The following is a 12,293-nucleotide window of genomic DNA, read 5'->3' as shown; positions in this document are numbered from 1 at the left end:
ATAATCCAATTTTGCAGCATATGTTACAGCACCTATTATGGAAGTGAACAGGAGGATTCATATGAGTGAGAAACAGTGGAAAATCGAAAGCAGGTTAGCACAGATTGGTTCAATCGAAGAGCCGGTAACCGGAGCAGTGAATTTTCCGATTTATCAGTCTACAGCGTTTCGCCATCCCCGTCTGGGTCAAAGCACAGGTTTTGATTACATTCGGACGATCAATCCGACACGTAAAGTACTGGAAGAGGCGTCCGCTGCACTGGAATCCGGTGATGCAGGCTTTGCATGCAGTTCAGGTATGGCGGCGCTGCAAACGGTATTTGCCCTGTTTGGACAAGGAGATCATCTGATTGTATCGCTGGATCTGTATGGAGGCACGTATCGTCTGCTGGAACGTATTTTATCCAGATTCGGCGTGACGGCGAGCTATGTGGATACGAATGATCTCGAAGCCATCGAGCAGTCATGTCGACCGAATACCAAAGCGGTATTCATTGAAACGCCTACGAATCCATTAATGATGATTACGGATATTCGGGCTGTAGCCGAATGGGCGTCACAACGTCAGTTGTTTACTATTGTAGATAATACGCTGTTAACACCGTATTTCCAGCGCCCTTTGGAGCTGGGTGCCGATATTGTGGTACATAGCGCAACCAAGTATCTGGGCGGACACAATGATGTGCTGGCAGGCTTGATCGTAACCAAGGGTAAAGAGCTGTCAGCCGAAATTTCCTTCCTGCATAATTCCATTGGGGCTGTACTTTCTCCGAGCGATAGCTATCAGTTGATGAAGGGCATGAAAACATTGGCGCTGCGTATGGATCGGCATGAGCATAATGCGACAGTGCTGGCCAATTATCTGCTGACGCATCCAGCGGTGGCTGAGGTGTTTTATCCAGGGCTTGAGGGTCACCCAGGGCGTGAGATTCAAAACAAACAATCCAGCGGCAACACAGGTATTTTCTCGTTTAAAGTAAAAGATGCCCGTTATGTGGAGCCCTTGCTTCGAAATATTAAGCTCATTGCTTTTGCCGAAAGTTTGGGCGGTGTGGAATCATTAATGACTTATCCTGCTGTACAGACACATGCCGATATACCGGCTGAGATTCGGGATGCGGTCGGGGTGGATGATCGTTTGCTGCGTCTCTCCGTCGGTATTGAACATACGGATGATTTAATTGAAGATTTGCGTTCAGCGTTGGAAGCGGCACGTCAAGAAATCGAAGGAGGGGAATAGCAATGATTGAGGACGTGCGGAAAATCGGGCGGGAAACGGAAAAAGAACGGAAGTTCGCTACCAAGCTGCTACATTTTGGCTCTGAAATTGATAGTGTTACGGGTGCGTCGAGTGTACCGATTTATCAGGCGTCCACCTTTCACCATCATGATATTTTCAATCCTCCGCTGCATGACTACAGCCGTTCTGGCAATCCGACACGGCAAGCTTTGGAGGACTACATCGCCTTACTGGAAGGTGGAGCGAGAGGTTTTGCCTTTGCATCGGGCATGGCGGCTATATCCAGTACGTTTATGCTGTTGTCCGCTGGGGACCATGTCATTGTTTCGGAAGATGTATATGGAGGGACCTACCGCCTGCTGACTTCTATTTTAAAACGGATGAATATCGAAACCACCTTCGTCGATATGACGGACATCAACCTTGTGAAAGAAGCGTTGCAGGAAAATACGAAGGCTGTATATATGGAGACGCCTTCCAACCCAACCCTCAAAATCACCGATGTGGCAGGGATAACGGCTTGGGCCCAGGAGAAAGGGCTTCTGACGCTGCTGGATAACACATTCATGACACCTTATTATCAACGTCCAATTGAGCAAGGTGTTGATATCGTGTTGCACAGTGCAACCAAATTTCTCGGCGGCCACAGCGATGTATTGGCAGGTCTTGCGGTAGCACGTACGGAGTCGTTGGGCAGACAAATCAAGCAGCTTCAAAATGGACTTGGAACCGTATTGGCCCCACAGGAGTCGTGGTTGCTTATGCGCGGGATGAAGACACTGGAAGCACGTATGGCTCACAGCGAAAAGAGTGCAGCGAAGCTGGCCAATTGGCTGAACGAGCGTAGTGACATTGAGGCGGTATACTATCCGGGCCTGGAAAATCATCCGGGGCGTGCCGTACATGAAAGCCAATCCAGTGGATACGGTGCGGTTATCTCGTTTGATGTAGGCTCCGGTGAGCGTGCAAAAGAGGTTCTTAATCGCATACAAATTCCGATTGTGGCGGTAAGTCTGGGAGCTGTGGAAAGTATCTTGTCGTATCCGGCGATGATGTCACATGCGGCAATGCCACATAGCGTACGTCTGGAGCGGGGGATCACGGACGGTCTGCTACGTTTCTCCGTAGGTCTGGAGGATATTGACGATCTGATCAGTGATCTAAATGAGGCTCTTCGTTAAGAATTAGCATATGGGGAGAGAATTTCCCGTTTTTCACACAGGAATCAAAGATGTATTAGAAAAACAGCAAGCTCCAGCTCAATAGGAGACTTGCTGTTTTACGTATGTATGACTTGGAGGGCAAGGCGAATGGGTTACGCTTTACAATCACCTATTCTCAATTATTGGTTACGTTTATCATGGGAGTTATAGCTTGTTCGTCGCATCATCGCCTGGGTAGAGAGCAGAAAGAAACGGGAATAAGTATGGTTCCTTACCTAAAGATATGTTAGTATTATCATTAGGTTTTACTATGCTATATAGCACAGACAAATACAAAGCCAGTCATGAACACATATAATACGACAGGGTTCGAACGCAGGTTTGTGAAATCATTCTCGTTCATAAGTCCTGTCTTTCATTTCGTCCCCCTGTGAAAGCGAAGGAGGATACACCATGAGTGTAATCGACCATATTTTAGATAAAGCTCTGCGCGGCGAACGCCTAAATTTAGAGGACACCGTTGCTTTGTTCGAGTCAGACGAGGTAGAAAAAATCGGCCACGCGGCGAATAAAGTGATGAACCGTATGCATCCTGATCCGATTAAAACCTTCGTTATCGGACGAAATATTAACTATACGAACGTGTGCGACGTATATTGCCGTTTTTGCGCTTTTTACCGTAGACCGGGTTCAGATGAAGGTTATGTCCTGCCCGATGAAGTAATTTTCCAGAAGATCAAGGAAACGCAGGAAGTAGGAGGCACTGAAATTTTGATGCAAGGCGGTGTAAATCCGAATCTGCCGTTCAGTTATTATACGGATTTGCTGAAAGCGATCAAGGAGCGTTTTCCCGATATTACGATGCATTCCTTCTCGCCGGCTGAAATTCATAAGATGAAGGAAAAATCCGGCTTGTCCATGGAAGATACGATTCGAGCCATTCATGAAGCAGGATTGGATTCCCTGCCAGGTGGGGGCGGAGAAATTTTGGATGACCGCACACGCCGCAAAATCAGCCGTCTCAAAGGCTCTTGGCGGGACTGGATGGACGTGATGCAGACCGCTCACAAGGTGGGTATGAACACGACGGCCACGATGGTTATCGGCTTTGGCGAGTTGATGGAGGAGCGTGCGCTGCATTTACTGCGTGTTCGTGATGCCCAGGACGAATGCATTGAAAATAAATATGATTCCGAAGGCTTCCTGGCCTTTATTCCATGGACCTTCCAACCGGATAACACAAACCTGAAAAAGGAACGCCAGACGCCGGAGGAATATTTGAAGACTGTTGCAATCAGCCGCCTTGTACTGGATAACATCAAGCATATTCAGTCTTCCTGGGTAACGATGGGACCAGAAATCGGCAAAAAATCACTATACTACGGTTGCGATGACTTCGGTAGTACAATGATTGAGGAAAACGTCGTTTCCGCCGCAGGCGCAACGTACAAAGTCAACATCGAATCCATTTTACAGCTGATCCGCGAAACGGGTCATGTTCCGGCACAACGCAATACCCGCTATGATATTATTCGTACCTTTGACGGTGCCAGCAGTATCGAACATGATTTTATCATGCAAAATTAGGAATACTTTCGTTAATATAGCGTAATCACTGCAAAACGCTTATCTATCATTAATCCGTGTAGAGGGATTAGTGTAGGTAAGCGTTTTTTATGTGTTTATAATTATAGATTATTCTTTTTCCTCAAATCGCATTAATATAATTACAGATTCCCTAAACCGCAAATGGAGCACTATCGGAATTAATGTCTCTGATGCTCAACGTTGGCCCAGATACTCGTGATATTCGCAATGCTTTACAAATCATACTGAATAATGTCGAACGGCGCAATGCATTCTTAAATCGAATTGTAAATGTTAATGCTCAAGATATATCCATTTTGCTCTATAAAATGAAGAAAGATTATCTTAAGTATGATCAACTTTCCAACGAGGATTTTATAAAATTGTATGCAGTTAATCCAATCGAAGCCTTGTCAGTTTATTTTCTGGAGACGATTGATGTACATAACTACTGGGAATGGAGGGCGGTAGGGGGCACAAGCTATTGAAAGGGCAGAAGATGAGTCACAAAACTATGTATCAGGGTACTAATCTCAAATTTAGACTTAGAACAGGCGTTTTTCTTCCTCTAAATAATATCTATATGGTATAATATCCCTTAACAACAGAATGGCTTAGATGGGCGGTCGGCTAGTCTCCTGCAAAGGAGGTGATGCCTGTGGAGGTTAAAGATACGCTGATGTTGATGATTCAATTTGCAACGTTAGTGATCTTGATTATTTCCTTCAACAAAAAGAAATAGACCGCCCTCTCCAAAGGTAAACGGTCTATTTCGATCGACAAATCTTTGAACAGCCACCGCCCTTATAAGCGGCTGTTGCTAAAGAGTAAGGATGCTACAACATCCTTACTCTTTTTTAGTGTATACATCTTAGCTATATTTTATCATATTGCCAACCAGCATGACAATGGAGTAAAAGCGCATTATGGTAAATATACTTGGCCTTGTTACACTTCCCATCGCTTCACATACATAATCTCAGCCTGCGGGTCTGCCATTTGGATGACCGCCTTAAAGCGCTGCAAATCCAACAGATGAACGCTGTAGACGATGACCAGTTCATCTTTTTCCTCTGCCAGTTCACCTCTATTTTCGCCCTCTATCTGTGCAGGATTTCCCACAGGCGTACTGTGAATACGGAGCCTGCGGTATAAGGCTTCTTCGATGGTTTGCTGATCCTTGCTGACGACACATACCATACGGTTCAGACCGGTAAACATTAATCGGGTCGTTTCATAGGCGGCAAGGCAGGATAAGGCTGAATACAGAGCTGGCTCCCAGCCTAGCACGAAGCCAGCCGTAATTAGCAGCAAACCATTACAAAGCATCACAATTTGTATCAACGGAATCTTCCGATGCGTCAGCAACAGACTGGACGGTCGGCCATCGTCAGATTCGTTCAGCCCCAGAGAATCGAGCAAACCTCCATGCCGGGCTGCCAGCCCTGCGCCAAGTCCGATGCAGATCCCCCCGCCGAGAGCGCATACTACCGGGTGGCCACTCACTGCCGGGAAAGGGGACAGAATAATGGCTGAGCCTGAAAAGGCAAACAGACCTGGAAGCGCCCGAAGTAGCATGGGCTTGTGGGTCGACAGAGAATACAGTAGCATGAGCGGCAAGTTCAAAATGAATAGCAGTAATCCAAAATGCTCTTGTGTGTAAAGCGACATGAGTCTGGAGATGCCTGTGACGCCACCAGCGATCATATCGTGCGGATGCAAAAACAATTCCAGACCGAAGGATGCCGTAATTCCACCAATCACCGTATAAAAGACAGGGAACCTGCTCGCATCTCCCGAAGCGGGCTTCACAAGCCGCCTCATAGAGTTTCGGCATGTTTTACAGCGTGCGGCATAGCCTTCCCTCCTATGGATTGTCGTATCCAGCTTTTACAGTCAGTTATACTGAATTTCTTTCTTCCTTTCGAAGGCGAGGGTCCTTGAATTTGAAAACCTTATTCAGCATATTAAAAATAGGTTTTGACTGCTTTGCCAGTAACGGAGCCATAATCGCCAATATAAGTACATAGATAGCTGCAAAGGGCTGAACAATATCCAGCAAACCGCCCTCTTTGCCCAAATTAGCCATAATGATCGAGAACTCACCGCGGGCCACAATCGTCAAACCGATATTTGCCGACGCCTTGGGTGACAGAGAGACAGTGCGTCCAGCCAGCATCCCGGCCCAAATGTTGCCGATTAACGTAAGAATGACTGCTGCCAGCGCAAGCCAGATCGCGTTTCCGCCCAGAGACAGTGGATCAATAGATAGTCCGAAGCTGAAGAAGAACAAAGCGCCAAAGAAATCGCGGAAAGGAACAATTAAATGCTCAATCCGTTTGGCATGTTCTGTTTCGGCCAGCACGAGTCCGATTAGTAAGGCTCCGATGGCTTCCGCCACATGAATCGTTTCTGAAAAACCTGCCACAAGAAACAGGGAGCCAAAAATAACAAGTCCGAATACCTCATTGGAGCGAATACGAAGAATTCGATTTAACAGAGGGACGGCCTTCCGACCGATAATAATAACTGCGAGCATAAAGCCAAGCGCGATTAGCGCCGATAACAGCACACCCCCGAGCGAGGATGAATCGCTGAGAACCAATCCGGAGAGGATAGAAATGTAGACGGCGAGGAAGACATCCTCAAACATAATAATGCCTAAAATCATTTCAGTTTCAGCATTGGCGGTTCGCTTCAGATCGACCAACACCTTGGCAGCAATGGCGCTGGAGGAAATCGTCGTGATCCCGGCAATGACCAGTGTCTCTGCAATGGGAAAACCAGTTAGAAAGCCGAGCGCCAGTCCCAACGTAAAATTAATGCCGATATATATGGTGCCGCCCACCGCGATGGAACGGCCTGACTTAATCAAACGGCCTACCGAGAACTCCAGTCCCAGGTAGAAGAGAAGAAATAGCACCCCGATTCTTCCCATAAAATCAATAAAAGGCGCGCTTTCGATAAATCGGAAATCAAAATGCCACAGCTCCATCGCATGCGGTCCGACGGCCATTCCAATCAGGATATAAAAAGGGATGACCGATAAGCGCAGTTTGGTGGAAATAAGTCCGGCTGCGGCGATCAGAGCAATAGCTAATCCAACCTCAAATACCAGATGATCCATCCAATCACCCGCTTCCGTTCATAAGAATTTGTTTAAAGCGTTTTTGCTGATCACGTTCCCCGACCACGACCACAGTAGCATCTTCGCTAATAATCACTTCCGGGCCGGGATTTACATACTTGTTCCCTTTTTTCTCAACAATGGCAATGACCGTAGCTCCTGAATTTTGGCGTACATCCAGCTCACCGATGGACTTGCCAACACTAGCATAGTGAGGTTCCACTCTGTACCATTCAATAATAAAATCGTCGAACGTCATCTCTACGCTTTCAAGCTGCTTGGGCTTATACGTCATGCCACCAATAATGGAGGCTACCAATCGCGCTTCCTGGTCACTTAGGGTCGTCATAGAAATACTTTGTTCCAAATCCTCATAATCAAAATGATACAACTCACGTCTGCCGTCATCATGAATGATAATGACAAGGCGATCGCCATTTTCCGCATCTATTCGATATTTAATCCCGATTCCTGGCAAAATAGACTCTCGAATATCCATTTGTAATACCTCCTGTATTGTACATTTGTTTAAAATTGGTATGGGAAATAAATCACATACATTAGGTGTGACATGGAGCTTTTTCTTCACATTATAAAATTACATTAATTGTCAAAAAAACGGACAGAGAACAGACTTACTTCTTAAACCTATTAGGAAAAGTTTACAAAAAGACATGCAAATATGATGTACATGTAAAAGGAGTTAAGCCACATAACTGGAGGTGAATTTAATGGGGAACAAGTAGAGTTGCTTTTTCAGCTTGTAGATGACAGGAATGAAAGGCAAGCGCAGTTTTGGAATACTCATTAGTAGCACCAACGCCACCAAAATGACAAAGGGAAGTGATTTGGCCGTAGCAATCACCAGATGAAGGACCGGAGAGGATTTACGGATGGCTGGTTTAGAGTGATGCTCCAGCCCATGGGAGTCCGTTTCCAACGAAGAAGTTTCAACAATCGGCATGAGAGAAGATCCCGCAGTAAACTGGAGGGATTGAGTAGTATCTTCCGCATGAAACGTCACAGGAAGGGACAAAATCTGAACGAGGCTCAATATGACAATCATGAGTGTACGCAGCATGTTCAGCATCGTTGACATCTAATCCCTTCCCTCTTGTGAAAAATTCATATTACTATAACCTTAACATACCCTACCCTAAATATTCAAACGTCTTCTGGTTTTGTCCTGAGTTGCAGCCATTCTTTATAACACCGAAACCTTCTCTTTGAAACCCGTTTATTCTCATTTTATGCTGTATCCTGTTTCCAGTCGTTCACTTCGTATAACCCTTTCGAGCCCGCCATATACTGTAATCAGTGATCGAAAGGAGTGAGCCAATGGAACTGTTTACAGTGTGGACCCATACAGACGGAAATCAGGAAAGCGACCGTTTTTATCAGGTGGTCAAGAGCAGAAACAAAGGACTACATATGTCACGGCGCGGATTTCGATTCACTTTCAGACAACTCGAAAACAAAGTGGCATGGACCTGCAAGGGGACAGAGAGCAATCCGGCGTTTGAAAGCTTTCTCCCCTGTGTATACAGCATCATGGCTTCCGCAATAGCGGATTATATTATCGAAGTCAAGGAATGGGGAATGCTTGATCTGATCCTCGCCAACGCCTGCTCGCTGCTGGAGAAAGAGGATACGGAGCAGATTCGCAGCATGGTGCATTCTTTGTTAAAGGATGATGGCCCAAGAGGGCGTATGAAGCGTCACGGCAAACTGTCTGCTTTACTGGAAAAGGATTTTATGGAGCTGCGCGTGATAAATCTGGAAGGACTTATACAATTCAGATTGAACGCATACAAAAAAGAGCTTGAGGAAATCGTCGACTATGCCATGGAAGAATTTTGGGCGGATCGGCAGTATGAAGAATTTATGGGATTGCTCAAGTACTTTGTGTTTTTTCAGGAAAGTAAAGTTCCACTGGTACATGTGCTTCATCAGGGTGGGCATGATTTTACTATCCTCGATAGCTCCATGGTGCCGATACCGACACCTGATGGAGATGACATTATTGTGGAGATGCCGGGGATTGAACTGGAAATGGAGGTCGAGGACAGAATCGTAAGCACACTTATTTCGATTTCTCCTGCTTCCATTATATTACACACAGACGACGAGCACACCCCCATTGTACGGACGCTCCTGCATATTTTTGAAGATAAAATGAAGCTCAGCAGGCTCTATCCCGGGCAGGATGTTCAAAAATAATTAAGTGCTCGTATAAACCAACGAATTTCTGGAAAACCTTTGCCTCAAGGGGAGGTTTTTTATGAGATCCATGTTGGTATGGAAACGGATTTTGGGAACCGTATTAACCACCACTTGTCTGGTATTGCCCGGCAATGAGGCTTACGGTCACAAAGAGCCGGTCCAGCATAAGAAAGGGCAATCAACGCCTGTTTTGGCTCCACGTGAGGAGCAGGAGATTACGACCATGACAGTCACGGCAACAGGATATACAGCAGGCTATGAATCCACTGGCAAGCGGCCAAGTCATCCCGGTTACGGTATCACGTATTCCGGTGTTAAAGTACGTCGTGACAAAAACACACTGTCCACGATTGCGGCCGATCCCAAAACATTTCCTTTGGGCAGCATTTTGTACATTCCAGGTTATGGCTACGGTATTGTGGCAGATACGGGTTCAGCCATCAAGGGCAATAAAATTGACCTGTACTTCAAAACAACCCAGCAAGTGTATTCCGAGTGGGGCAAGAAAGAAGTGGATGTGCAAATTATTAGAAAAGGAAGCGGAAAATGTACGGAGAAGATGCTGAATTCGCTCCAAAAGGTGATTGAGACGAACAAATCCATTCCGGCCGCTACGCTGGATGATTCCATATAATTCGTGTATATTGTCCTTCCCGGCTTCACATACTATGTTGCGGGATAAGCTTATCCCGCAAAACATACTGGGAGGTTGGGAATTATGGAAAATCAAGGCGGAAGTTCTTTCACGAACAAAGGCTTCAAGGCAAGCACAGGAAATCAGTTCAAAGCGGAATTTGCACAAGACAATACAGTAGGTGTCGTTTCACAAAAGGTAAAGCAGTCTGAGCAAAATAAAATTCAAGACAACTTCCAGACACCAAATGAGAAGTATGATGAAGAATTTGCAACAGATCAAGGCGGTACAGGTGCAGTAGCGCAAAAAGTTCAAAACTCCAGTCGCAACAAAATTCAAAACAATGCTCAAACACCGAACGAAAAGTTCGACGAAAACTTCAACACGAAATAAAAAAGAATATACAACCGACAATGCTCCGGATTATATCCGGGGCATTTCGTTTTGAGTAAAAGTGGTTAGGTACAAATAGGTCTAAGGTTTTATCTCCTTTTTAATTGTTTTTAAGGTGGAATTAAGGTTTAAAGTGCAAAATAAAGTCAGCTAAACAACACCACCTTGAAGCATAGGGTTTGGGAGGAGATATACAATGGACGAATTTAAAAATAATAATTCTGGACGCCGGGATGACAACGATCAAGTTGGATCCGATAATACAACCCGGCAGAATGATTCAAATGGTTCCTCATATTACTATTCGTATGGTCCCTTTTCTTCAGTTCAATCAGATGGACAACGCAAGGATGGGAAGCTTGTAGAGAAGGATGTTGAGATTACGCCACCGCAGGCGGTAAGGCCACTTCCTTCTTCATACCATCGTGCCGGGGCTGAGCAACAACAAGACGGCTCGGGTCGGAACAGCGGTAACTGGCATTTTAAACAGAATAAGCCCAAGTCCCAAGTAAAGACGATTTTCCTATCTTTTTTGGCCGGGATGCTGGTTATAACGGTTTTGATGTATACAGCCGACCGCACCAATATGTTTACACCCGAGACGGCGTTAACATCGGCGGCAGCTGAAAGCGGAGTAACGACTAGTTCGGGAACGACAGGTCAGTCTCCTAACGCAGTTCCGGCTGTGATGCCTTCCGGTACCGCAGACGTTCAATCTGTTGTGGCCAAGGCCGGTCCGGCAGTCGTTAAAATTGAAACGCTGGCCAAGCAATCCAGCAGCAGCGGCAGACAAAGCAGCCCTTACTACAATGACCCGCTGTATCAATACTTTTTCGGTAATCAGTATGGAGACAGTGGTAATAGCGGAAACAACGGTAGCAACAATGACAATGAAGGCAACAATAGCGGACAATTGACACCGCTTGGTATTGGTTCCGGCTTTATTTTCGATAAAACGGGCTACATCCTGACGAACAATCACGTTGTCGAAGGCGCGAATGTGGTTCAGGTTACGGTAGAGGGAACCAACAAGCCGTATGAAGCCAAAGTGCTGGGCAAAAATGCAGACCTGGATTTGGCTGTGCTGAAAATTGAAGGCAAGGATAACTTCCCGACGGTAACACTAGGCAACTCCGACAATGCTAAAGTCGGTGAGTGGATGGTAGCCATCGGTAACCCTGAAGGCTTTGAGCATTCGGTAACAGCCGGAGTGCTGAGCGCAAAGGAACGTACGATTACGATTAACAGTGAATCGACGGGAAAACCGACTCAATATAAACATTTAATTCAGACCGATGCATCCATTAACCCGGGGAACTCTGGTGGCCCCTTGCTGAACCTGCAAGGACAGGTTATCGGCATGAACGTTGCTGTCAGCGCTGATGCACAGGGAATCGGGTTTGCGATTCCGTCCAATACGATTTTGGAAGTTGTGGATAAGCTGAAGACTAATCAGCCTATTCCAAAAGAACCCGTTCCTTTCATTGGCGCAAGTCTGTTGAACCTGAGCCCCGAAGTAGCCAAGGAATTGGGTACAACCCTGACCGAAGGCTCGGTTGTGCGGGATATTATCTACAAATCGCCAGCTTATCAGGCCGATCTGCGTCCTTATGATGTGATTATCGGTGCTAATGGTACTCCTTACAGCACATCACAGGAGCTGATCGATTTCATTCAAAAGCAAAAAGTAGGTACAGCACTGACGCTTAACATTGAACGGGCTGGACAGAAAAAGGATATTCAGTTAAAAGTGGGTAACAAAAACGACTTTAGCTCGACTCTCCAACAGTAATCGAATCATTCTGTAAAAGTGAAAATGTGAAAAGAAACGGAAGGAAGTTGCCTTCCGTTTCTTGCTGTATGCGGCGGCAAGATGCTACACGCGTCTACTCCTGCTACAATAGAGTGAAAAGAAGATAATAAAGG

Annotated in this window: 13 protein-coding genes; 9 read left to right on the top strand and 4 right to left on the bottom strand. The window is 45.9% G+C overall.

Features of this window, described 5'->3' with window-relative positions; all coding sequences use genetic code 11:
* The first annotated feature begins 61 nt into the window (after nucleotides 1–61).
* The 5 genes from E0698_RS10210 to E0698_RS27635 all read left to right on the top strand — a co-directional run bounded on the left by E0698_RS10210 (nucleotide 62) and on the right by E0698_RS27635 (nucleotide 4,732).
* Nucleotides 62–1,240, top strand: a complete 1,179-nt coding sequence (locus E0698_RS10210) for a PLP-dependent transferase (RefSeq protein ID WP_192511481.1) — start codon at nucleotides 62–64, stop codon at nucleotides 1,238–1,240.
* A 2-nt stretch (nucleotides 1,241–1,242) separates the two neighbouring features.
* A complete protein-coding gene (locus E0698_RS10205) occupies nucleotides 1,243–2,421 on the top strand; it encodes a trans-sulfuration enzyme family protein (protein ID WP_149095297.1) in 1,179 nt (392 codons plus the stop codon).
* 435 nt (nucleotides 2,422–2,856) lie between these two features.
* Nucleotides 2,857–3,990 carry a cyclic dehypoxanthinyl futalosine synthase gene (mqnC, locus tag E0698_RS10200; protein WP_149095298.1) on the top strand — a complete coding sequence of 378 codons (1,134 nt, stop codon included), beginning with the start codon at nucleotides 2,857–2,859 and terminating at the stop codon, nucleotides 3,988–3,990.
* A gap of 182 nt (nucleotides 3,991–4,172) precedes the next feature.
* Nucleotides 4,173–4,478, top strand: coding sequence for a hypothetical protein (locus E0698_RS26740; RefSeq protein WP_192511590.1), 306 nt, complete (start codon nucleotides 4,173–4,175; stop codon nucleotides 4,476–4,478).
* A gap of 164 nt (nucleotides 4,479–4,642) precedes the next feature.
* Nucleotides 4,643–4,732 carry a putative holin-like toxin gene (locus tag E0698_RS27635; RefSeq protein WP_007429455.1) on the top strand — a complete coding sequence of 30 codons (90 nt, stop codon included), beginning with the start codon at nucleotides 4,643–4,645 and terminating at the stop codon, nucleotides 4,730–4,732.
* A 206-nt stretch (nucleotides 4,733–4,938) separates the two neighbouring features.
* Here the strand turns inward: E0698_RS27635 and E0698_RS10190 are convergent, their stop codons facing one another.
* The 4 genes from E0698_RS10190 to E0698_RS10175 all read right to left on the bottom strand — a co-directional run bounded on the left by E0698_RS10190 (nucleotide 4,939) and on the right by E0698_RS10175 (nucleotide 8,216).
* Nucleotides 4,939–5,802, bottom strand: a complete 864-nt coding sequence (locus E0698_RS10190; RefSeq protein WP_192511583.1) for a YitT family protein — start codon at nucleotides 5,800–5,802, stop codon at nucleotides 4,939–4,941.
* Between the two features lie 88 nt (nucleotides 5,803–5,890).
* Nucleotides 5,891–7,117 carry a cation:proton antiporter gene (locus tag E0698_RS10185; protein WP_192511480.1) on the bottom strand — a complete coding sequence of 409 codons (1,227 nt, stop codon included), beginning with the start codon at nucleotides 7,115–7,117 and terminating at the stop codon, nucleotides 5,891–5,893.
* 4 nt (nucleotides 7,118–7,121) lie between these two features.
* The gene (locus E0698_RS10180; protein WP_134910545.1) at nucleotides 7,122–7,616 is read right to left on the bottom strand and encodes a cation:proton antiporter regulatory subunit; all 495 of its coding nucleotides are present in this window, start codon (nucleotides 7,614–7,616) and stop codon (nucleotides 7,122–7,124) included.
* Nucleotides 7,617–7,820: 204 nt separating this feature from the next.
* On the bottom strand, nucleotides 7,821–8,216 hold the full coding sequence (locus E0698_RS10175) for a hypothetical protein (RefSeq protein WP_134910544.1): 396 nt from the start codon (nucleotides 8,214–8,216) through the stop codon (nucleotides 7,821–7,823).
* A gap of 239 nt (nucleotides 8,217–8,455) precedes the next feature.
* On the opposite strand from E0698_RS10175, the gene E0698_RS10170 reads away from it, so the two are divergent.
* The 4 genes from E0698_RS10170 (at nucleotide 8,456) to E0698_RS10155 (ending at nucleotide 12,159) form a co-directional block, all read left to right on the top strand.
* Nucleotides 8,456–9,337, top strand: a complete 882-nt coding sequence (locus E0698_RS10170; protein ID WP_192511479.1) for a putative sporulation protein YtxC — start codon at nucleotides 8,456–8,458, stop codon at nucleotides 9,335–9,337.
* 61 nt (nucleotides 9,338–9,398) lie between these two features.
* On the top strand, nucleotides 9,399–9,974 hold the full coding sequence (locus E0698_RS10165) for a 3D domain-containing protein (RefSeq protein ID WP_192511478.1): 576 nt from the start codon (nucleotides 9,399–9,401) through the stop codon (nucleotides 9,972–9,974).
* Between the two features lie 84 nt (nucleotides 9,975–10,058).
* Nucleotides 10,059–10,367: a hypothetical protein gene (locus E0698_RS10160; RefSeq protein ID WP_192511477.1), complete on the top strand. Its 309-nt coding sequence runs from the start codon at nucleotides 10,059–10,061 to the stop codon at nucleotides 10,365–10,367.
* A gap of 196 nt (nucleotides 10,368–10,563) precedes the next feature.
* A complete protein-coding gene (locus tag E0698_RS10155) occupies nucleotides 10,564–12,159 on the top strand; it encodes a S1C family serine protease (RefSeq protein ID WP_192511476.1) in 1,596 nt (531 codons plus the stop codon).
* The last annotated feature ends 134 nt before the right edge of the window (nucleotides 12,160–12,293 follow it).

The sequence above is a fragment of the Paenibacillus sp. 23TSA30-6 genome (genome assembly GCF_014858585.1).
GTDB lineage: Bacteria > Bacillota > Bacilli > Paenibacillales > Paenibacillaceae > Paenibacillus.
The sequence above is the reverse complement of the archived record's forward strand: the minus strand, read 5'-3'. Positions and strand labels throughout refer to the sequence as shown.